Here is a 21584-nt window from a genome sequence, read left to right on the forward strand (position 1 = left end):
GCGTGTGACCCAGCATACCCATGACCTCCCCGCCCCCGCCGACCCCGGTCTGCGGCGATCCCGCACCGAGAAGCTCGCCGCCGCCCGGCTGTACCTCTGCACGGACGCCCGCCTGGAACAGGACGACCTCGAGGAGTTCCTGCATGCCGCCTACTCCGGAGGAGCCGACATCGTGCAGCTGCGGGACAAGGCGCTGGACACCGACGCCGAGATCGAGGCGCTGCAGGTGCTGGCCCGGGTGGCCGCCCAGCACGAGAAGCTGTTCGCGGTCAACGACCGCGCGGACGTCGCAGCCCTCGTGGGCGCCGACGTCTTCCACACCGGCCAGCACGACCTCTCTCCCGCCCAGGCCCGCTCCCTGCTCGGCCCCGACGTGCTGATCGGCCGGTCCACCCACGACCTCGGCCAGGCCCGCACCGCACTGGAGGACCCGGACGTCGACTACTTCTGCACCGGTCCCGTGTGGGAGACCCCCACCAAACCAGGCCGCACCGCCACCGGTCTGCGTTTCCTCCGGGAGGTCGCCGACCTCTCGGCCGGCGCCCCGGCCGCGGTCACCAAGCCGTGGTTCGCCATCGGCGGCATCGACGGAACCCGACTTCCCGCAGTCCTCGGCGCCGGGGCCACGCGCGCAGTGGTCGTCCGCGCCCTGACCACATCGGCCGATCCCCACGACACCGCCGACAGGCTCCGCCGCGGACTCGACGCACCGGGCGGACAGTGACGGCGACCAGCAGACCCTGCAGGATCTGCGCCGGCCGGTGGTGATCCTCCAGCAGGAGCACGCTCGCCACGTCCAGCAGCACGAGCATGCGGCGGCTCCCCCGGAGGCTGCCGCCGGGACCGGGGCGGGTGGGCCTAGGCTCCGACGACGACGCGGGTGAACTCGGCCCAGGTGCCGCCGTCGTTGCGGTAGGTGTAGTGCTGGTCGCTGCGGATCCGGCCGGCCTCGCCGGCCCGCACCCGCAGGGCGAGCCCGCTGGTGGTGATGACCAGCTCCCCGGCGTGGACCTCGTGCAGCTCCTCGGTCCCGGCCCTGTCCGGCCGGGCGTGGTAGGTGTCTCCCGGGGCCAGGCGCCAGCGCCACAGCTCGGTGCGCGGGGAGCGCTCGGTGGCGATGAGCAGCACGGCCTCGCTGCCGTGGTCCGAGCTCCACACGCGCACCGCCGTCCCCGCCCGGTGTCCACCGGTGTCCTGCGCGGGTGCCGCGGGCGCCATGGCGAGGGAGACGAAGTCGGTGTCCAGTGCGTGGGCGATGTGGTCGACGGTCACCAGGCTGGGGTTCGCCTGGCCCAGCTCGATCTGGGTCAGCATGCGCCGGCTCACCCCGGCGCGGTCGGAGAGCTCCTGGACGCTCCACCCGCGCTGCCGGCGCCGGTGGCGGATCTGCCGGCCGACCGTGGCGACGAACTCGGCGGTGGCCTCGCCTTTCTCACGGGCGGCCATCCGGATCCTCCTCAGGAGGCAGCAGGGCGGACAGGGGCGACGCCGTTCTCGCCGGCTGCTCCCCGGACCGGCTCGTCCTCTGCGGAGCCGGCCCGCCCCGGGCCCGAGGCCCGGGAAGTGCTCGATCGCCGGCGCCGGTCACCGGGCCTCGAGGTGTTCCCGGTCCGCGCCCTCACCGGCTCCCGGGGCGGGTGGCCCCCGGCCTCCGGGCCACGGGGGCGCAGCTCGCTGACCAGGACACCGGCGACGATCAGCACGGCCCCGAGGATCGCCAGACCGGGCAGTCGTTCTCCGGCGAGGCGCCCGATGATCCCGCCCCACACCGGCTCTCCGGCGTAGATGACGGTGGCTCTGGTGGCCGAGACGGAGCGCTGCGCCCAGTTCATCGCCAGCTGGATCAGGATGCTCGCCGCCCCGAGCCCGACGCCGGCCGCCAGCCACACCCAGGAGAATTCCGGGACCTGCTCGCCGGCCACCGGCATCATGGCCAGGGACAGCAGCCCCGCCACCGCCACCTGCACCACGGTCACCCGGCGGGCGTCCACGGTGCCGGCGAAGCGGCTGATGAGCACGATCTCCACCGCGCAGGCCACCGCGCTCAGCAGCGTGACCGTCTCCCCGGTGCTCAGCCCGCCCAGCCCGGCGTCCGGGCCGGCCAGGAGCACCAGTCCGGCGAAGGCGAACGCCACCCCGACCAGGGTCATCGCCCCGGGCGCCCTGCGCAGCAGCACCCACTGCAGCAGGGGCACCATCGGTACGTACAGGGCGGTGATGAACGCCGACTGGCTGGCCGTGATCGTCTGCAGCCCCACTGTCTGCAGCCCGTAGCCCACGAAGATCGACACCCCGATCCCGGCCCCGGCGGCGATCTCGTGCCGGGTGATTCCCCGCAGGGCGCGCCAGAACACGACCGCCCCGATCAGCCCGGCCACCACGAAGCGGATCCCGACGAAGAAGAGCGGTCCGCTGTGCGCCATCGCCACATGGATGATCAGGAAGGTCGCCCCCCAGAGCATGGTGATGCCGATCAGGACCAGCTCGGGGCGGCTGACGCGGAGCCTGGCTCCGCCGTTGCGCAAGAAGGTGTGCCACACGCGCGCCAGCCTATGGGAAATATAGTGCGCACAGCAAGACGGCGCCCTGCCGCCCTGCCGGCCCCCACGGCGCCCGGCCACCGCGCCGGCGGTTCCCTCCCGTGGAGGGCCCGGCTCCGTCGGGGCGGGACCGCCGTGTCCGACCTGCTGCTCGTCATGGCCATCGGTTGCGTCGGCTTCCTGCTGCGCCGCTACGGCTTTCCGCCGGCCCCGGTGATGATCGGGATGGTCCTGGGCCCGCTGGCCGAGACCAGCCTGCGCAACGCCCTGATGTCCTCCGGCGGCCGGGTCGGCACCTTCGTGGGCAGCCCCATCACCTGGAGCCCCTACGGCCTGCTGGCGCTCGTCCTCGCCCACACCGCCGTCCGGAAGCTCCGTGCCGCCCAGCGCCAGGACGTCTGAACCGGCAGCACGCCACCTGGCTGCCGCCGGAGGAGGCCGTTGTCCTCCCGCCGGAGGAGGACGGCCGCCTCTCGGCCTGCGCGCCGCCGGGCCCAGGGAAGCCGGAGGCGGTGGCAACCGTCCGTTCTCGGGCGACGGGATGCTGTCCGCACGCCCGGTGAGGATCTCCGGGGTGCTGCCGCGGCCGAGGGCATCCGGCGGGCAGACGTCGCTTCCTGTTCCTCGCGTCGGGGTGGACTAGCCTCGGCACTGGGCCGGCGGACCGGACCGTGCTCCTGGGCCGGCGGACGTGCACGGGCCCAGGCTGCTGCCGGCGCGACAGGTGAGCGAGGAATCCGATGACCGAGATCTGGCCCGTGGTCCACGCCGAGCGGGCGGCGTTAATCGAGGACCTGCAGACCGTGACGGGGCGGCAGTGGTCCACCCCCTCCCTGTGTCCCGGCTGGGACGTCCACGATGTCCTGGCCCACCTCGTCGACGACGCGAAGACCACCCGGCTGGGATTCCTCCGCGACCTCCTCGCCGCCGGCTTCGACTTCGACCGCCTCAACGCCGGCGGTGTGGCCCGGGAACGCGCCGAGGACCCGGCCCGGACCGTGGAGCGGTTCCGCGAGGTGCACTCACGCACGACCGGCGCCCCGGCCCCGCCGGCCACCCGGCTGGTGGAGGCGTTCGTGCACGGGGAGGACATCCGGCGCCCGCTGGGCATCGGCCACGACTATCCGAGGGCCCACGTGATCACCGCGCTGCGCCACCAGCTGGACACCAGCGGGAGGTTCGGCGGCGGCAGGGAACGAGCACGGGGACTGCACCTGGTGGCCACGGACACCGGCTTCACCACCGGTGTGGGCGAGGACGTGCGAGGGACCGCCATCGCCTTGCTGCTGGCCGTGTCCGGGCGCCCCGTGACCGCCGAAGAGCTCACCGGCCCCGGAGCCGCCCGCCTGAGCGGGTAGGACATGGCCGCCCACCGCCCGTCGCTGACCGGCCGACCCGCCGGCCTGCGCCCCGTCATGCCGATCATGATCGCCGCCCCGGAGCAGGGTCACTCTCCCGGCCGGTGGGGATGATCATCACGGGGCTCTCGCCCCCGTGGAGCACGGCCTGCGACACGGAACCCATCAGCAGGCCCCGGAACCCCCCGTAGCCGCGGCTGCCCACCACCACGAGCTCCGCCGAGCGGCCGGCCTCCACGAGCTCGTCCGCGGGCACCCCGAAGAGCACATGCGTTTCCACCGTCAGATCCGAGTCCTTCGCCCGCACTTCCTCGGCCACCTCGCCCACCATGGCCTGCGCCGGGCCCAGGAGCTGGTCGCGGATCGCCCGGTCCAGATCCACCGACCCCGTGAAGGTGGTCGTGGCCTCCGGGACCACGGTGAGCAAGGTCAGGCCCAGGCCGTGCCGGCCCGCGTAGCAGGTCGCGGCCACGAGCGCGGGATTGTCCGCCCCCAGCCGGTCCACCCCCACCACGACGCGACCGGCGAAAGCACCCGCGCCGGCCCGGGACGCCCGCACCCCGGGCGTCCACCGGCCCGGCAGCACGACCACCGGACACCGCGCGTGGGCCGCCACGGCCGCCGAGACCGAGCCCACCCGCCCACGCACACCGCGCCGGCCGCGCCTGCCCAGCACGAGCCCCGAGACCGTCCGCGAGCGCTCCACCAGCACCCCGGCGGGGTCACCGCGGGCCACCACCCCCACCGCCGGGACACCGCGCTCCTGCGCTCGCGCCACGGCCTGGCCCGCGACCGTGCCCGCCTCCTCCTCGACCGCCGCCAGGAAGGAGCCGTAGAGGCTGGTCTCCACCGCCACGGGGCGCCCGGTGGAGACCACCACCTGCAGCTCGGCCGACAGCACCGCCGCCTCCCGGAGGGCCCACTCCAGGGCACGGTCGCTGTGCTGGGACCCGTCGTAGCCCAGGACGATCTGCTCTGCCATGGTGGGGCGCTCCGTTCACCCGGGGCCCTCCGGGGCCGCGGCGGTGGTTCCCACCGTAGCGAGCACCTCCCGCCGGCGTCGCGTGAGCACCGGCTCCGCCGGACATGTTTCACGCGGCGGCCGGCAGCCGCGCGCACGCCCGTCGACGACCGGCACGCCCTCGGCGGGCGGATCCACCAGCGTTGCCGTTGCATCCGCACCCCGGACCCCAGCACGGTGGTCCGTCTCCGGCGTGCCCCGCCGAGCACCCAGCGCGCCCCGGCGTGGGCCCTCAGAGGGTCCAGGGGTCGGAGGCGGTCCTCACGCTTCAGCAGTGGGCAGCATGGGCCGATGCTCGTAGAAGGTCTGCAGCACCACCGTGGTGCGGGTGTTGACGGACGCTACGTGGCGCACCTCGTTGACGAGCGCCTCGAGCTCCTTCGGTGAGCCGACCCTGACGAACAGCATGTAGGCGGCGTCGCCGGCAACCGAGTGGCAGGCCTCGATCGCCGTGAGCGACTGCAGGAGCTCGGGGGCGTTGTCGGGCTGACGAGGATCGAGCGGTGTGATCTCGATGAATGCGGCCAGCGGTTTGCCAATGGCTTCGGGGTCGAGAATCGCCTGGTAGCCGACGATCACGCCGCTGCTCTCGAGCTTTCGCAGCCGTGCCTGCACTGCCGAGGTCGAAAGGCCGACCCGTTCGGACAGCTGGGCGAGAGTGGCACGCGGATCGTGCGAGACCGCGGTGGCCAGTCGCACGTCGACAGGGTCGTCCATGCGGGGAAGGCTATCAGCTGATCATCCCGAAGGGGTTGACACGACCGTAAGCACATGTGAATGTTCCTGTCTATGAGCTAGATCACCGGACAATTTCCGTTGATTCCGTGACAGGAGGGGTTGAATGTCCACGTCACTGCAGACGGTGCAGGCCATCATCGGCGAGCCCGAGGTCGTCGAGGACGCCGGCACCGTGGAGTCGAGTCCCGCGTGGCTCCGGCTCAAGTCGGCAGCCACCGAACTGCAGGCGCTGCAGATCAAGGACGGTTCGATTCCCGAGCCCGCCGACCACCCGACCGCGCGCGAGCACGTCGAGGTGATCGTGGAGTCGGTCGCCGAGCTCGCACCGCTGTTCCCGCACGGTGCGGCGTACCTGGCGGCCCTGCCCGGTGACTTCGCGCGCTGGGTCGACGGCGGCTTCGGGGAGCCGGACTTCCTCGACTCCCTCGTCGCGTTCCAGCCCCAGCAGCACCGCATCGACGGCATCCGGCACCTCGTCGTGTTCCCCATGTACACCCAGAACGGCTCGGCGAACCGGCACGTCGAGGCGCTGATCGTCGAGGCGATCTGGCCGGAGTTCATCGCCGAGCTCGAGGCCGGGGACTACGGCAACGAGCTGTTCCTGTCCCTGCGGCTGATCGACTTCACCCCGGGATACGACTCCAACTCGGCGGTCATGTTTCCCGAGACGGTCGCCGTGCGGCAGACCCCGCCGTTCACCTGGGGGGCGATCTTCCAGGACCGCGAGGCGGCACGCTACCGTCGCGTGGTCACCGCGGCCGCCGACATCACGAAGCTGGACCTGCCCGACGACGCCGCGGCACTTCTCGCCGACCAGGACCTCGCCGAGAAGACCTTCGTGATGTGGGACCTCATCCACGACCGCACGCACATGCGCGGCGACCTGCCGTTCGACCCGTTCATGATCAAGCAGCGGATGCCGTTCTTCCTGTACACCCTGGAGGAACTGCGCTGCGACCTGACGGCGTTCCGGGAATCGGTCACGATCGAGCGTGCCCTCACGGCGCGCACGGCAGCCGGCGAAGAGCTCACCGACCTCGAGGAGCAGACCCGCCGGCACGGGAAGCTCGTGCAGTACGCGGTGATGTTCGACCGGATCTTCCGTTTCGCCATCACCGGTTCGCGCGTGCGCAACTACGACGGGCTGGGCGGGCAGCTGCTGTTCGCCTGGCTCCACCGGAAGCACGTGCTGCAGTGGCGTGACGTCGAGCTCAGCTTCGACTGGGAGAGGGTCGCCGATGCGGTCGTCGAGCTCGGCGACGCGATCGACCGGCTGTACTGGGAGTCGATCGACCGGCCGAAGACGGTGCACTGGTTGAAGGCCTACGAGCTCATCGCCTCCGTCGTCGCCCCGCACCCTGCGTCAGCGTGGGCCGAGGGGCTCCCCCGCGAGGTGCTGGCCGGACCGCCGAAGGGGTACACGGACCTGGTGCTGGACGACGAGTTCCCGCTGTCGATGTTCTTCGAAGCGCTCGACAAGAAGATGAAGGACGTCGTCGCATCGACGACCGGCATCCGCGCCACGGACGACTGAGCGATGACCGATCCGACCGGACGCACCGTGCTGATCGCGGGCGCCACCAGCGCGTCCGGCCTGGCGGCGGCGCGGGCCCTGACCTCCGCCGGGGCCCGCGTCGTCGCCACGGGGCGCAGCGCGGAGAAGCTCGCTCCCCTCGCCGCACTGGGGGCGCTCACGGAAACGGTGGACCTGGCGGACGAGCGGGCCGTGCTCGCCCTCGCCCGCAGGCTGCACGACCGTGGCTCGTCGATCGACGGGCTCCTCCACCTCGTCGGCGGCTGGCGCGGCGGGGGTGGGATCGCCGGGCAGACGGAGGAGGACTACCGCGCGCTGGAGACCTCCTTCACCGCGCTGCGGCACGTGAGCCGCGCCTTCGACGACGACCTGCGGACCTCACCCGCGGGACGGCTGGCGATCGTGTCCTCGACCGCAGTGGACCGCCCGCTGGCGGGAGGCGCCAACTACGCCGCCGTGAAGGCCGCGAGCGAGGCCTGGACCCGGGCGGTGGCGCAGGGATACGCGAAGGCCGCCCGCGAGGCCGGCGAACCGCTGCGCGCTGCAGCCGTGATCTTCCGGGTGCGGGCCCTGGCCGGCCTGGAGGACCGTCTCGCCGCCGCCTACGCCGGGCTGTGGGGCGCCGAGGCGGCGGAGCTGAACGGCTCGACCGTCGACATCCAGGAGAAGAAGCGAGGACCCGAATGAAAAGAGCTCATGACGTGCAGCTGCGAGGATTCGCCTCCGACAACTACTCCGGGGTGCACCCGGAGGTGCTGGAAGCGCTCGCCGAGGCCAACGGCGGCCATCAGGTCGCCTACGGCGAGGACGAGTACACAGCACGGCTGCAGGACGTGATCGTGCGGCACTTCGGCGAAGGCGCTTCGGTGTGGCCGATGTTCAACGGCACGGGCGCCAACGTCGTCGGGCTGCAGTCCATGCTCCCCCGCTGGGGCGCGGTGATCTGCGCGGACACCGCGCACATCCACGTCGACGAGGGCGGTGCGCCAGAGAAGTCCGCCGGCATCAAGCTCCTCACCGTCCCGACGGACGACGGCAAGCTCACCCCCGAGCTGATGGCGGCAGAGGCCTGGGGCTGGGGGGACGAGCACCGTGCCCAGCCGCTCGTCGTCCACATCACCCAGCCCACCGAGCTCGGCACCCTGTACACACCGGAGGAGCTCCGCGCCATCACGGGCTACGCGCACGCGCACAACATGTCCGTCTACATGGACGGGGCCCGGCTCTCGAACGCGGCGGCCGCCCTGGGGCTGCCCCTGCGCGCCTTCACCACCGACGTCGGCATCGACGTGCTCGCCCTGGGCGGCACCAAGAACGGGGCTCTCGGCGCCGAGGCCGTGGTGGTCCTCAACGAGGCCGCATCCCAGGGGCTGGTCTACCTGCGGAAGAACCAGATGCAGCTGGCGTCGAAGATGCGGTTCGTCTCGGCCCAGCTGCTGGCGCTGCTGGACGGCGACCTGTACCTGCGCAACGCGGGCCGTGCGAACGCGATGGCCCGGCGTCTTCGCGACGGCATCGAGGCGGGCATGGCCGACGGGTCGTTGCGAGGCGTGACCTTCACGCAGGAGACCCAGGTGAACGCCGTCTTCGCCACCTTGCCCGGCGGCACCGCGGACCGCCTGCGCCGACGGTTCCGGTTCTACGACTGGGACGCCGCGAAGGGCGAGGTCCGCTGGGTGTGCAGCTTCGACACCACGGAGGAGGACGTCGACGCCTTCCTGGGCGCCCTTCGTGCCGAGCTCGTCCCGGTCGGCTGACCCCCGGGGGGAAGCGGGAGGCGCCCGGTCCACGACGGTGAGCCCGCGGAGGCGGGTTCCTGCCGCCGCCGGCCCCGCGCGCCCTCGCCCGCCTGGACCGCCGCGGCGTGCCGATGACCGCGCTGGTGGCCACCACCGCGGTCGGGGCCGCCTGCTTCCTCACCACCTTCATCGGCGACGGCGCCGCCTACGTCTGGCTGGTCAGCGCCTCCGGGCTGGCCGGGTTCATCGTGTGGACGGGCATCGCCTGGAGCCACTACCGCTTCCGCCGGGCCTACACCATCCAGGGCCACGACCTCGCCGACCTGCCCTTCCGCGCCCGGCTCTTCCCCCTGGGACCGCTGCTGGCCCTGGCCCTGTGCGCGGTGGTCATCCTCGGGCAGAACTACCAGGCCCTCACCGGCGACCTCGACCTGCTCGCGGCCCTGTCGGCCTACCTCGGCCTGCCCCTGTTCCTGGCCCTGTGGGCCGGCCACCGCCTCCTCACCGGCAGCCGCACCGTCCGCTACCAGGACGCCGACCTCACCCGCCCCTGACCCCCCGTGGTTCCGGGACCGAGCCAGCTCCATCCGGTGGCGTGCGCCCGGACCACGATCCCTGTCCGGTCCACCACCGGTCAACGTGGAACTCCGAGGACCCGGACAGGTCGACCGGGATCCGCTGCCGGCGCTCTCCTCGGAGGCGCACCTCACAGCTCTTCTCATCGCACCGCTCCGACGGGAGCCCGCAGAAGCATCCTCGGGAAGCGCACGCATCGGGTCCCGCGACCAGAACGACTCATCGCCCTTGCTCCGGGAGACGACCCCTGCGGTCCGGGACCCGGCAGCGATCTGCGGAGCCACACCCCCGAGGACCACATGCCACGTGTCAGCTCAGACCCGGGGGGCCGACCTACGGGTACACGATCGCCGCCGAGCTGGCCCAGGCAGGAATCGGGGGACGTCAAGGGCGGCACGCTCTATCCCCTGCCGGCCCGACTCGAGAAGAACAGCTTGGTCAGCACCGAGTGGAGGGCCGGTGAAGGCGGGCCGGGCCGGAAGTACTTCGCCCTCACCGAGGCCGGCCGCACCGGGCTGGAGCAGGGCATCGCCCAGTGGCGGACGTTCTCGGCCACGGTCACCGACTATCCGTCCACCGGCATCACCGGCAACGCGCCGCAGCCCCCCGCCCCCGTGCTCCTCGAGGAGGACACCATGAACACCACCCCCACACCCAGGTACTGTCCCCTGATGTCCGGCAGCGCCCGTTCGTGCAGGCCCACCGGAAGTGGTGCGACGGCTTCGTGGTGGAACTGCGCCTGCTCGAGGTTCCCGGGCCGGTGATCGGAGACCGCCCCGGCGAGGTGGAGACCCGCTGCGCGGCCACCGGGAGCACGCCGGCCGAGGCCTTCGGCGACCCACTCGCCTACGCCACCCAGATCGCCCAGGACGGCACCACGGAGCCGGTCTCCGGGGCCTGGAGGATCACTGCACTCTCCGCCGCCCAGGTGATGGCCATGCTGGTGGGCACCACGGCGGTCACCGACTGGGTCCGGGGCGAGGACCTGGTTTACAACGTCGTCCCGGTGGGGCTCCTGAGCCTGTTCCTGCTGGTGCTCCTGTGCCTGCCCAGGATCATCCGCCCCCTGGTGCGCCACCTCTGGGCGGCCGGCGTCCCCCTGGCCGGCGGGGTCCCGCTGCTGGCGCTGTGGGCGGCGCTCCCCAGCCAGTTCGACCTGCCGATCGCACTGCGCCTTCCCTCCGCGCCGATCACCATCGGCCTGTTCGTGGTGGTCCTGGTCCTGGCGTGGCTCCAGCACCGCGAACTGGCTCGCGGCCTCTGCACCGGCCCGGGAGGCGTCCCTCTCCATTCTTGTTCCTGGGTGCGTCTTCTCCCGCCCTGGCGCTCGGCCTCGGGAATCTATAATCCCGGCAGGTGGAGGGGGGACGGCGATGCCCGACGAGGAGGTCTTCGTACCCTACGGCCCCACGCACTGGGCTGCTCTGGGCGTCTGCGTCCTCGGTGCCGTGGTCGTGGTGATGCTGGGCCGCCGTCTACGGGACACCGAAGCCGAGATGGTCTTCTCCCGGGCCTTCGCCTCGGTGCTGACCGCGTACACGGTGACGATGCTCGTCTACCGGTGCTTGCCGGGCAATTTCGACGTCCACATCTCTCTGCCGGTCCACCTCTCGGACCTCGCGTGGATGGTCGCTGTCATCGCCCTGTGGACGCGGGTCCACTGGGCGATGGCGCTCACCTACTACTGGGGACTGACTCTCAACCCGCAGGCTGTTCTCACCCCGGCCCTCGACTCGCCGGACTTCCCCCACATCGACTTCATCGACCTCTGGGTCCAGCACATCCTGGTGCTCTGGGCAGCCCTGTACCTGATGTGGGGACGCGGTGGCCGCGTCGACTGGCGCAGCTACCGCCTGACCATGGTCGTCACTGTCACGTGGGCGACGGCGACTCTCGGGCTCAACAGCTGGCTGGGGACCAATTACGGCTTCCTCAACGGGAAGCCGGCTCACCCCTCGCTCCTCGACCTGTTCGGTCCCTGGCCGTGGTACCTGCTGGTGGAGTTGCTCATCATCACCGCGGCGTGGGCGCTCATCACCTGGCCGTGGACGATCCGGGGGCCGGGCAGGGCCGAGACCCGGACTGGTGCGGCAGGCTGAGACCGCACGACCGCAGGGCATCGGTTCAGGCTCACCGCGGCGGCGGGCTGGTTCACCACCCGATGGGCGTGCTGGCGGCCGATCAGTCCGGCGCCGACGACGGCGGTGCGCAGGTGGGGCTCATCGGTCACCCTTCGGGATGGGTGCGGACCCGGCCGTCCGCACCGGCGCTGCTGGGCGCGCAGGCAGCAGCCGTCACGGTCCTGCTCCTTCTCGGCTGTGGGTGGTTGCCATGACGGTGGGCCCCGGAAGATCGGGGATCTTCCGGGGCCCACCGCTCTGACGCGGTGCCTCGGAGCAGGGTTTTCCCCCCGGGAGGGTGGACGGTTCAGCGGCTGACGGCGCCGTGGGCTTCGGGGTGGTGGACCGGTTTGCCCAGCTGCTCCAAGGGGGTGCGGTAGGTCTCCTTGGCCCACAGGGCGCCGATGGTGGCGATGACCGAGGAGCCGGCCACGATCCAGGCGGCCGGGCCCCAGTTGGCGGGGTCCCCGCCGACCAGGGCGGTGCCCAGGGTGGGGGTGAAGCCGGCGCAGAGGATGCCGATCTGCAGGCCGATGGCCATCCCGGAGTAGCGGACCCGGACGTTGAACAGCTCAGGGAACCAGCCCGGGTAGATCGAGTTGGACATCGCGTAGGTGCCGGCGGTGATCAGCGTGCTGGCCAGGAAGATCATCGGGATGTTGCCGGTGGAGAGCACGTTGAAGTAGACGAAGATCAGCACGGCCGAGCCGGTGACCCCGCCGATGAACATCGGTTTGCGCCCGAACCGGTCGGACAGGGCGGCGAACAGCGGCTGGGAGAAGATCGCCAGGACGTTGCCGAGGATGCTCACCCACAGCATGGTGGAGGTCGGGATGCCCACGATCTTGGTGGCGTAGGCCAGCCCGAACGACTGCATGAAGGTGTTGGTCACCGTCTGGAAGGACATCAGGGTGACCTGGAAGAACTGGGCCGGGTGGGTGCGGAACATCTCGGCGAAGGGCAGCTTGACCAGGTCGTGGTGCTCGGCCTTCTCCTCGAAGACCTCCGGCTCCTCCAGGGACCGGCGCACCAGGTAGGCCACCACCAGCACGACCAGCGAGAGCCAGAACGGGATGCGCCAGCCCCAGGACAGGCGGGCCTCCTCCGACATGGCCGCCACCGGCAGGAAGGCCAGGGAGGCCAGCACGATCCCGGCGGAGATCCCGCTCATGGCGAAGCTGGGGAAGAACCCCCGGCGCCCGACCGGGGACTCCTCCATGGTCAGGGCCGAGGCACCGGCGGTCTCACCACCGGCGGACATGCCCTGCAGGATGCGCAGGAACACCAGCAGCCCCGGAGCCCAGTACCCGGCGGTGGCGAAGTCCGGGAGCACGCCGATGAGGAAGGTCGCCCCACCCATCAGCACCAGCGTCATCACCAGGGTGTTCTTGCGCCCGATCTTGTCGCCCAGGTGGCCGAACACGAACGCCCCCAGCGGGCGGAAGACGTAGCCGACGCCGAAGACGGCGAAGGACTGGATCAGGGCGACCGTGGGATCCCCGGCGGGGAAGAAGATCTGGCTGAAGATCAGCGAGGCCGCGGTGGCGTAGATGAAGAAGTCGTAGTACTCCAGCGCTCCGCCCAGGAAGGCGGCCAGGGAGGCCTTCTTCGCCCGCTTGAGCTGGTACTGGGCCCGGGCCGGGGACACGGCCTCGGGGGCAGAACCTGCCGATGTTTGAGGTGACATGGTCGTCGCTCCTACTGGATCAGGGAAGGCGGGCGCCTGCGCCCCCTCCGTCGGTCGTCATCCCGCGCGGCGGCGGGGGCCTGTTCGGTGGGTGAGTCGTGGGACGTCTCCCCATCCCACCGGTATGGCGGGAAGTGTTCCGCCGACCTCATTCCAACTATTGGCAATGTATGCTGTATGTTGGAAGATAAGCATGAGGCAGATCACAGCACACGTCAACATGGGAGCGTCATGGCCACGGACAGATCCGGCACGGCGGGCAAGGCCCTGGGGGTCCTGACCCTGCTGGGGGACTACCCCGGCGGGGCGACGACCGGGCAGATCGCCGAGGCGACCGGCTATCCCTTCAGCACCGCCTACCGCCTGCTGAATACCTTGGTCGACACCGGCTTCGCCACCTACGACCCGACCGACAAGCGCTACCAGCTGGGCCTGCGGATCTACCAGCTGGGCCAGAAGGTCGCCCACCACCGCGGCTTCGAGGGCTCGGCCGTGCCGATCCTGCAGCACCTGACCGAGGTCACCGGGGAGAGCTCCGTGCTGCACGTGCTCGACGGGGACCAGAGCCTCACGGTGCACAAGGTCGACGGACCGCAGTTCCGCACCACCAGCGACCCCGGCGACCGCAGCCCCCTGCACACCACCGCCTCCGGCAAGGTGCTGCTGGCCTTCGCCGATCGCACCACCCGCGAGCACCTGCTCGAGACCGTCGACCTGACCCCGCGCACCGAGCACTCCATCACCGACCGCGACGAGCTGGCCCGCCAGGTCGAGCAGATCCGGACCCAGGGATGGGCGGCCCAGTCGGAGGAGAACGACATCGGCATGGCCGCCATCGCCGCCCCGGTCCTGTCCTCCTCGGGTCGGCTGATCGCCGCGGTCACCCTGGCCGCCCCGATGTTCCGGGCAACCTTGGAAGACCTGTGTCAGCACGTGCCCCACCTGCAGGAGGCCACCGCCGAGCTGGGCCTGAAGCTGCCCCAGCGCCCGTGAACGGAACCGTACCGGCTCCGTCGTCCTGCGTCCCCACCGCACACCCCAGGGCCTGTCTTGGCCGCCTTATCCGAGGAGTTCCCATGAGCACCGTTTCCGAGTCCTACCTGGTCGGCCTGATCGGTGAGGGCATCACCGCCAGCCTCACCCCGGCCATGCACGAAGCAGAAGCAGCCCACCACGGCCTGCACTACCTCTACCGGCCCGTGGACCTGGAGGTCATCGGCCGCCCCGCCACCGAGGTGGGCGAGCTGCTGCGCGCCGGGCGGGACCTGGGCTTCAACGCCTTCAACATCACCCACCCCTGCAAGCAGCTGGTCCTGGCCCACCTGGACGAGATCGCCCCCGCAGCGGCCGCCCTGGGCGCGGTGAACACCGTGCTCATCCGCGACGGACGGTTCCTCGGCCACAACACCGACCACTCCGGCTTCGCCGCCGGACTCGCCACGCAGCTGCCCGAGGTCCCCCGGGAGCACGTGGTCCAGATCGGCACCGGCGGAGCCGGCTCCGCGGTGGCCTCCGCCCTGCTCTCCTCAGGCGTGCGCACCCTGCACCTGTTCGACCTCGACCCCGCCCGCGCCGCCGAGCGCGCGGCGGCCCTGGCCGCGCTGCACCCCGACCGGCAGGTCGCCGCCGCCACCGCCGAGACCCTGCCCGCGCTGATCCGCTCCGCCGACGGGGTGGTCAACGCCACCCCGGTGGGCATGCACCACCACCCCGGCACCCCCTTCGACACCGGTCTGCTCGACGGGCACCAGTGGGTGGCCGACGTCATCTACCTGCCCGTGGACACCGAGCTCGTCGTCGCCGCCCGCGCCGCCGGGTGCCGGGTCCTCGACGGCGGGCACATGGCCGTGGGCCAGGCCGCCGACGCCTTCGGCCTGATCACCGGGATCACCCCGGACCGGACCCGGATGCGCACCCACTTCCTGGACCTCCTCCACGTCCAGCAGGGCTGAGGTGCATCCCCGCCCCGTCCCGCGCCAGGCTTTGCCCTGGGTCCTCGTCGGGATCGTCCTCGTCGCGCTGAGCCTGCGCGCCCCGATCATCGCCCCCACCCCGGTCATCACCGACATCCGGTCCGACCTGGGGCTCTCCGCGGCCGCGGCGGGCCTGCTCACCGGCCTGCCGGTGCTGCTCTTCGCGCTGGTCACGCCCCTGGCGGCGCGCCTGATCAGCCGCGCCGGCCCGGAGGCCGCAGTCCTGGCCTGCCTGGGCGGTGTGCTGGCCGGCACCGTGATCCGCTCGGCCGGCCCCGCCCCGGTGGTCCTGGCCGGCACCGTGGTCATCGGCGCTGCGATCACCATCGGCAACATCGTCGTGCCGGTGATCATCCGCCGTGACGTGTCCTGGCGCCGGGTGCCCATGGCAACTGGCGTCTACACCGCTGCCCTCAACGTCGGATCGATGATCACCGCCCTGGGCACCGCCCCGCTGGCCGCCCACATCGGATGGCGCTGGGCCCTGGTCACCTGGGGCGTCCTGACCCTGGGGGCCCTGGTCTTCTGGCTGGTCGTGGCCCGCCGCCGGGCCGGCACACCGCCGGCCGCCGCATCCACCCCCACCGAGCCCAGCACGACCACCGGGGCGCTGAGGCAGGCCCGGGGCACCGCGCAGATCAAGCGCATCGGCTGGCTGCTGACCTTCGCCTTCAGCGGCCAGGCCTTCTCCTACTACTCCGTCACCACCTGGCTACCCACCCTGCTGGCCGACACCCGCGGGCTGAGCCTGGCAGCCTCTGGCGTGAGTGCCTCGCTGTTCCAGGTCGCCGCCATCGCCGGGGCCCTGGGGGTGCCCGTGCTGGCCGCCCGCACCCCGGCCTGGACGCCCGTGGCCGTCATCGGGGCCCTGTGGGTCGCCCTGCCCATCGGCCTGCTCATCGCCCCCGGGGGATACATCGGGTGGTCGATCGTCGGCGGCATCGCCCAGGGCGGGGGCTTCGTCGCGATCTTCTCCATCGTCGCCCGCATCGTGCGCAGCGATGCCGAGGCCGCCACCACCTCGGCCCGGATCCAGGGCACGGGCTACATCGCCGCCACGATCGGTCCTCCCCTGGTCGGGGGCCTGAACTCCGTCACCGGAGGATGGTCCGCTCCCCTGCTGGTGATCCTGGCGGCGACCCTGATCTTCCTGACCGGTGGGCTGCTGGCAGCCCGCCAGACCCAACGCGGCAGCGCATGAGAACTCATGTCATGACGTGCTGGGCTGTCGATGGCTGATCAGGGCTTGAACCGTTCCACCAGGTGGCCCTTGGCCGGCCCGATCGGACCATTCCGGGTGGCCACCGTCTCCTGCGCCCCGCGGATCTGCTTCGCCTCGGCGAAGGCTACGGCCGCATGCGCCACCAGGGCCCCGATCTCCTCGAAGTCCTCCTCGAGAGCGTCGTGGTCGGCCCCGTAGACATCCAGCGCCCCGAGGACGTCGGCTCCCCCGCCCCCCGCGGCTGGAAGCACAGCAGGGATGTCCTCCCGGCCGCGGCGGCGGCCGGGGCGAAGGCCGACCACCGGGCTCGACCCGAGAATTCGGCGCCCGCGCGATCCGCTGCCGGTAGGACGCATCCAGGCACGGGCCCTCCCCGGTGGCCTAGGGAGGGCGTCCACGTCCCGGGGCAGGCCGGACGAGGGGGCGAGGGAGGAAGTGGTCCGGTGTTTCTGCGCCACTGAGACCGGGGCCGCCGCCCCGGTAATCCGCTGCCGGGCCGCGTGGGCCATGGTCGCCGGGGTCGCCGCGAGGTCGGCATCATCCTGCAGCCGGCGGGCTCGCTCGCTCAGCTGCCCAGCCGGCTCCCCGGGGAGCCACTGGCCGTGGTGACCGGCGGAATCACCGGTGTTCTTGGAGGAGAGCGGCGTTGTTCCCTGGGTTCCCCTGCGCGCCGGCGCACCGGAGGATTCCTCCTGCTTCTCAACGTGGTGTCCCGCGATGGTGGTCATGAGCGGACTGCTGCGCGGGAGGGGTCAGGGCTCCGTGGAGCGGGTGGAGGGATCCTCACCGCGGCGCATCACCGACAGGTGTTCGACCCGGTGGGCGAGGCCGCTCAGGCGTGCGCTGACCGCCCGCAGCCCGGGAGCGGTCCGTCCGGGGCCGCGCAGGACTGCGGTGTCCACGAGATCCCGGGCTCGGTCGAGCACCGACAGCGGGAGGGCCGCCACGGCGTTGCCCGGCGGTCGGCGCGCCACCACGGGGTGGGCGCGGGTCGGAGCGGTGCGGCGCACCACCTCCCAGGCCAGCCCGAGGCCCCGCAGCCGGGCCTGGTCCAGGGCGGCCTGCAGCCGCGGCAACAGCACGTCCTCCTCATCGCGCACGTCCTCGCGCAGCACCTCGGCCAGCCGGGCCAGCAGGGGCCCCCGTCCGGCGTCGTCCCCGTCCATGGCCTCGAGCCGGGTGACGAGCTCGTTGACCTCCTGGTGCTCGCGCTCCACCTCCAGTGTCAGCTCGTGGCCGTCGGGCAGGACCTTTCGCATGACCGGCCACAGCACGGCCTCCTCGGCGAAGGCGTGGGGGAACACCAGCCGGTAGATCCGCAGCAGCACCCGCCCCTGGGCGGCACCGGTGGCGCCCTCGAGTTCCTCCAGCAGGTCCTGCAGCCTGACGTGGTCCCGTTTCTGCCGGGTGAGCACGCTCAGCCGCCCCCCGAGTTCGTGCGCGTTCTGTTCGGCGATGGATCTCATCATGATGACCTTTCACCAGGGGCCCGTTCCGGGCCAGCTGATCGGGGATGGCCGTGCTGGTATGCACGGGAGGACAGTGCCGGCGCCGTCCTGCCCGGATCGTGCTCTGCGCCGCTGATCCCCCTTCCCGGACATGTTAAGCCTGCTGATAGACGATTCGTTGTCCACCTTCCGGCAATCGTCCGCGGTCGGAGCAGGCTGAAAGCGGAAGGGGTCTCGCCGCAGGGACCAGGATGTGGTTCCGAGAGCAGTTCTTCGGTGCGGCATCACTGCCGCTACGGCGCTGCCGCCGACCTCACCACGCCCTGCCTGAACAAGGCCTGCTCCCCCCCCTTCACTCGGCATGTCGTGACAGCGCAAGAACTCGACACGCTTGGGACCCGTGGCATCCTTCCGACAACGGATGGTCGTCCGCCCAGCCCCCTGCCCGCGGCCTGGCGCCTGGCAACCGAGTTCGTGATGCGTACGCGTGTGCTCTCCAGTTCCCTCTGGGCCAGGGCGGCCAGGGCGGCCATGACGGTGAGGACCGCCGAGCCCGTCGGGGTGGCGGTGTCCACGTCTCCCCCACCGAGGTGGAGCACCGGCAACCTGACACCCCTGCTGCCCAGGTGCTCGGCGAGGACCGGCAGGTCCTGCACTCATCGACGATGCGGCGCAGGAACCCCTGCGACACACACAGCGCGACCTGTCTGCGGAGGCCTGGTGCGGGCGGTGGCGCGGCCGGTGCCATGTGGGTGGATACGGAGGAGCCCCGAGACGTGCTGATCAGTTCATAGGCACGGGCAACGGCTCGTCAGCTGTCGCTGACGAGCCGTTGCTGGCGTACACAGATCAGGCCGCCGGGGCGGGGTCGATCACATGATGCCGGTGGGGACCAGCAGGGCCCAGGCCAGCGCCGGGGCGAAGAGCACGACGCCGCCGGCGTAGATCATCAGCTCACGGTAGACGCGCTGCCGGTCGTTCTCGCGGGCGTTGGCGACGACGAGGGCGCCGTTGGTGGAGAACGGGGAGATGTCCACGACGGTGGCCGCGATGGCCAGGGCCGCCACCGTGCCGGAGACGCTGAGGGTGCTGGTGGCCAGCAGGGGGCCGGCCAGGGGAATGAACGCGGCCAGCAGGGCGGTGGAGGAGGCGAAGGCCGAGCCGATGCCGATGACGTAGCACAGGACCATGGCGACCAGCAGGGGGGCGCCCAGAGCCAGGGCCATGTGGGCGAGGGTGTCGATGACACCGACGTGCTGGAGCAGGGAGACGTAGGTGATCATGCCCGCGACCAGCAGGACCGTGGACCAGGAGATCCCGTTGATGAAGCTCTGGTGTTCCTTGATGTTGATCAGCGCCAGGAGCAGCCCGGCCGAGAGGGCCACGAAGCCGATCGGCAGGTGGAAGCCCAGGGTGCACACCAGCATTCCGGCGATCAGTCCCAGGGTGAGGATCTGCTGGCCGCGCGGGCGTGCGGAACCGGCGGAGTCGACGTCGGCGTGCTGGCCGGCCTCACCAGCGCGCAGCCGGCCCAGGGCCGCGAACAGGATGAGGGTCAGCACCGAGAGGATGATGTTGATCGCGAAGCTGGCGGCGAACAGGGCCCCCCGAGAGACGGGGAAGCCGTTCTCGGCGGCCACGTCGTGCACGAGCACCCCGGCCACCGACAGCGGGGAGAAACCGCCGGCGTGGGCGCCGTTGATGATGAAGGCGCCCATCAGCACGGGGTGGAGGCGGGATTCGTAGGCGAAGCCGATGGCCGCCGGGGCCAGCAGGGCGACCGCGGCCGGGGAGAAGGTGCCCAGGGCGGTGAGGGCGGCGGCGATCAGGAAGAACATCCAGGGCAGCAGCATGGTCTTGCCGCGGACCAGACGCACACAGTTCCGGACGATGACATCGATGGTGCCGTTGTGCTGGGCCATGCTGAAGAAGTAGGTCACACCGATGATCGTCAGCACGATGCCGGCGGGGAACTCCGCCAGGATCTCCTTGTCGTCCATGCCGAGCATGAAGTACCCGACCCCGAAGGAGGCGACCAGGCCCATCACCCCGATGTTCACCGGCCACCTGGTGGCCACGACGAACATCACGACGAGGATCACGAGCGGGACGATCTGGGTAGCAGTCATGGTGGGCTCCGTGGTGGGGCCCTCCGGGTTGAGGACGACGCTGCCCAGCACGATGGCGACCAGACCCAGGGCCCCGACAGCTGCCGCCGTCATCAACAGCCTGCGGCGGCGGGCGGGAGGGTCAGGGCGGCCGTCCTGGGGGTCGCCGACGGGGGCGACGGTCTCCTGCACGGTCTCGGTCATGGTGGTCTCCTCGGAGAGTGCTCCTGCAAGCCAGGCACGACGACGGTGTCGGATGCCCGTAGGGATCGTTGGTGGCGGTGGCCACGGAGTCCGATGGTGCGCACTCCGGGTCCGGAGGGTCTGACGGGTGAGGTGCCTTTCGGCAACCCCGTCCGTCTCGAAGTGCGTGACCCCGGTCATGCCCCCTCTGGTGGCGCCCCGCCAGGGGGCCTCACTAGAGATTGATGCACATCACACCTTAAGACAATGTCCCGTTCATGGACCCCCGTGTAGAAACGCTTGACATTCCGGGCCGACAGGCCTCTTCTCTCGGATGTCGGTCCCTGCTGCTGCGTAAGAAGACCTGGAACCCGTAGGACACGTACGCTGATGTAGGTCCTGAAGAGTTTGGGACCCCGTGTCAAGGAATGGTTCAAGCACAGGTGCGTACGGTCGGGCTGCACTGCTCGGTGTCGGCGTCGTGTTCACGGTCGTCGGTGGTCCTCTCGCCTGGCCCGTGGCTGCGCAGGGCGGGGTCGCGAAGGGCCTGCGACGGGCGGATGCGGTCGTCGGCCAGGGTGAGCATCGTGCGGGCCCCGGTGCCGGTCTCGCGGATCGGGACCACGCCGGGTGGGGTGCGGGTTCTTCCACCACACCGCTCGCCGGGTGGCGGGTCCGCATCCGCTGGTGCCAGGCCTCGATCGATGCGCCCCCTCCAAGGGTTGCGGATCGGGGGTGTGGCCCTCATCGGCGGGGTGGCCGTCGGTGGTCTGGTGCGGGGTCCTTCCAGGAGTGCCGGCCGGGGGCCCGGGTGCGGTGCTCCGGGGCCGTTCGGGTCAGCCGCTGAGGCGGAGGCCGCCGCGGGTGGGATGTGGGCAGGACCCGCACCGGCAGTGGTGGCTGCCGGTACGGGCCCTGTCGGGGTGGGACTTGTCTAGGCGTGCTCGGTGGCCTTGACGACCAGGACGGGGCAGTCGACCTCGAGCAGGATCTTCTGCGCGACGCTGCCCATGAGCAGCTTGCCCACCCGGGAGCGGCGGCGGATGCCGAGCACGATGAGGTCGGGCTGGGTCTCCTGGGCGACGGCGATGGCCTGGTCGCCGGCGTCGTGGATGGTCGGGGACGGTGGGATGAAGGTGATGTGGGCTCCGGCGGCTTCGAGCTTGGCCTGGTCGATGGGCAGGTCCTCCGGGGCGGGTCCGTGGCCGTCGGCCTCGGTGGAGAGGATGGCCACGTCCCAGCCCTTCTCCAGGGCGATCTCCTCGCCCACGTGCAGGGCACGGCGGCCGAAGTCGCTGTCGTTGGCGACGATGAGCAGGTGCGGTCGGGTCATGACG

At 71.4% G+C, this 21584-nt stretch carries 23 protein-coding genes; 12 read left to right on the plus strand and 11 right to left on the minus strand.

From position 1 onward, the window contains the following. Window positions 1-4 precede the first annotated feature (4 nt). Window positions 5-724 (plus strand): thiamine phosphate synthase, encoded by a 720-nt coding sequence (thiE, locus tag M3185_RS13275; RefSeq protein ID WP_251334158.1) that lies wholly within the window; start codon window positions 5-7, stop codon window positions 722-724. Window positions 725-858: 134 nt separating this feature from the next. Here the strand turns inward: thiE and M3185_RS13280 are convergent, their stop codons facing one another. Further along, window positions 859-1446 (minus strand): XRE family transcriptional regulator, encoded by a 588-nt coding sequence (locus M3185_RS13280; RefSeq protein ID WP_251334159.1) that lies wholly within the window; start codon window positions 1444-1446, stop codon window positions 859-861. Between the two features lie 11 nt (window positions 1447-1457). Beyond that, window positions 1458-2540, minus strand: coding sequence for a DMT family transporter (locus M3185_RS13285; protein ID WP_251334160.1), 1083 nt, complete (start codon window positions 2538-2540; stop codon window positions 1458-1460). Between the two features lie 135 nt (window positions 2541-2675). Between M3185_RS13285 and M3185_RS13290 the strand changes: the two genes are divergently transcribed. Further along, window positions 2676-2942 carry a hypothetical protein gene (locus tag M3185_RS13290; protein ID WP_251334161.1) on the plus strand — a complete coding sequence of 89 codons (267 nt, stop codon included), beginning with the start codon at window positions 2676-2678 and terminating at the stop codon, window positions 2940-2942. Between the two features lie 338 nt (window positions 2943-3280). Then, on the plus strand, window positions 3281-3898 hold the full coding sequence (locus tag M3185_RS13295) for a maleylpyruvate isomerase family mycothiol-dependent enzyme (protein ID WP_251334162.1): 618 nt from the start codon (window positions 3281-3283) through the stop codon (window positions 3896-3898). A 64-nt stretch (window positions 3899-3962) separates the two neighbouring features. On the opposite strand, the gene M3185_RS13300 is transcribed toward M3185_RS13295, so the two are convergent. Together M3185_RS13300 and M3185_RS13305 are read right to left on the minus strand one after the other, a co-directional pair. Next, a complete protein-coding gene (locus tag M3185_RS13300; protein WP_251334163.1) occupies window positions 3963-4880 on the minus strand; it encodes a universal stress protein in 918 nt (305 codons plus the stop codon). Window positions 4881-5180: 300 nt separating this feature from the next. Continuing rightward, window positions 5181-5636, minus strand: a complete 456-nt coding sequence (locus M3185_RS13305) for an Lrp/AsnC family transcriptional regulator (protein WP_251334164.1) — start codon at window positions 5634-5636, stop codon at window positions 5181-5183. Between the two features lie 124 nt (window positions 5637-5760). Here M3185_RS13305 and M3185_RS13310 point away from each other — a divergent pair, with 124 nt between their 5' ends. The 6 genes from M3185_RS13310 (at window position 5761) to M3185_RS13335 (ending at window position 11605) form a co-directional block, all read left to right on the plus strand. Beyond that, window positions 5761-7191: a DUF6421 family protein gene (locus tag M3185_RS13310; protein ID WP_251334165.1), complete on the plus strand. Its 1431-nt coding sequence runs from the start codon at window positions 5761-5763 to the stop codon at window positions 7189-7191. A gap of 3 nt (window positions 7192-7194) precedes the next feature. Further along, window positions 7195-7878, plus strand: a complete 684-nt coding sequence (locus M3185_RS13315) for an SDR family NAD(P)-dependent oxidoreductase (protein WP_251334166.1) — start codon at window positions 7195-7197, stop codon at window positions 7876-7878. Next, complete coding sequence (locus M3185_RS13320) at window positions 7875-8948, plus strand: threonine aldolase family protein (protein WP_251334167.1); 1074 nt, start codon at window positions 7875-7877, stop codon at window positions 8946-8948. Before M3185_RS13315 ends, M3185_RS13320 begins: the two co-directional genes overlap by 4 nt. A 113-nt stretch (window positions 8949-9061) precedes the next feature. Next, window positions 9062-9484, plus strand: a complete 423-nt coding sequence (locus tag M3185_RS13325; RefSeq protein ID WP_251334201.1) for a hypothetical protein — start codon at window positions 9062-9064, stop codon at window positions 9482-9484. Window positions 9485-9940: 456 nt separating this feature from the next. Beyond that, window positions 9941-10270 carry a PadR family transcriptional regulator gene (locus M3185_RS17430; protein ID WP_308222209.1) on the plus strand — a complete coding sequence of 110 codons (330 nt, stop codon included), beginning with the start codon at window positions 9941-9943 and terminating at the stop codon, window positions 10268-10270. 609 nt (window positions 10271-10879) lie between these two features. Next, window positions 10880-11605 carry a YwaF family protein gene (locus tag M3185_RS13335; protein WP_251334168.1) on the plus strand — a complete coding sequence of 242 codons (726 nt, stop codon included), beginning with the start codon at window positions 10880-10882 and terminating at the stop codon, window positions 11603-11605. Between the two features lie 328 nt (window positions 11606-11933). On the opposite strand, the gene M3185_RS13340 is transcribed toward M3185_RS13335, so the two are convergent. Then, window positions 11934-13313: an MFS transporter gene (locus M3185_RS13340; protein ID WP_251334169.1), complete on the minus strand. Its 1380-nt coding sequence runs from the start codon at window positions 13311-13313 to the stop codon at window positions 11934-11936. A gap of 231 nt (window positions 13314-13544) precedes the next feature. Between M3185_RS13340 and M3185_RS13345 the strand changes: the two genes are divergently transcribed. From M3185_RS13345 to M3185_RS13355, 3 genes are all read left to right on the plus strand, one after another. Beyond that, window positions 13545-14306, plus strand: a complete 762-nt coding sequence (locus M3185_RS13345; RefSeq protein WP_251334170.1) for an IclR family transcriptional regulator — start codon at window positions 13545-13547, stop codon at window positions 14304-14306. An 83-nt stretch (window positions 14307-14389) separates the two neighbouring features. Continuing rightward, window positions 14390-15265 carry a shikimate dehydrogenase gene (locus M3185_RS13350; protein WP_251334171.1) on the plus strand — a complete coding sequence of 292 codons (876 nt, stop codon included), beginning with the start codon at window positions 14390-14392 and terminating at the stop codon, window positions 15263-15265. Window position 15266: 1 nt separating this feature from the next. Further along, window positions 15267-16487 (plus strand): MFS transporter, encoded by a 1221-nt coding sequence (locus M3185_RS13355; protein WP_251334172.1) that lies wholly within the window; start codon window positions 15267-15269, stop codon window positions 16485-16487. Window positions 16488-16525: 38 nt separating this feature from the next. On the opposite strand, the gene M3185_RS13360 is transcribed toward M3185_RS13355, so the two are convergent. From M3185_RS13360 to M3185_RS13385, 6 genes are all read right to left on the minus strand, one after another. Next, window positions 16526-16759, minus strand: a complete 234-nt coding sequence (locus tag M3185_RS13360; RefSeq protein ID WP_251334173.1) for a hypothetical protein — start codon at window positions 16757-16759, stop codon at window positions 16526-16528. A 501-nt stretch (window positions 16760-17260) separates the two neighbouring features. Continuing rightward, window positions 17261-17977: a hemerythrin domain-containing protein gene (locus M3185_RS13365; RefSeq protein WP_251334174.1), complete on the minus strand. Its 717-nt coding sequence runs from the start codon at window positions 17975-17977 to the stop codon at window positions 17261-17263. Window positions 17978-18249: 272 nt separating this feature from the next. Beyond that, entirely contained in the window at window positions 18250-18612 is a 363-nt protein-coding gene (locus M3185_RS13370; RefSeq protein ID WP_308222210.1) for a recombinase family protein, read from the minus strand. Between the two features lie 216 nt (window positions 18613-18828). Further along, complete coding sequence (locus M3185_RS13375; protein WP_374238516.1) at window positions 18829-20178, minus strand: SLC13 family permease; 1350 nt, start codon at window positions 20176-20178, stop codon at window positions 18829-18831. Between the two features lie 502 nt (window positions 20179-20680). Continuing rightward, complete coding sequence (locus tag M3185_RS13380) at window positions 20681-20872, minus strand: hypothetical protein (RefSeq protein WP_251334175.1); 192 nt, start codon at window positions 20870-20872, stop codon at window positions 20681-20683. Window positions 20873-21181: 309 nt separating this feature from the next. Next, window positions 21182-21580: a universal stress protein gene (locus tag M3185_RS13385; RefSeq protein WP_251334176.1), complete on the minus strand. Its 399-nt coding sequence runs from the start codon at window positions 21578-21580 to the stop codon at window positions 21182-21184. Window positions 21581-21584 lie beyond the last annotated feature (4 nt).

The sequence above is a fragment of the Kocuria rosea genome (assembly GCF_023715525.1).
Taxonomy (GTDB): Bacteria; Actinomycetota; Actinomycetes; order Actinomycetales; family Micrococcaceae; genus Kocuria; species Kocuria rosea_A.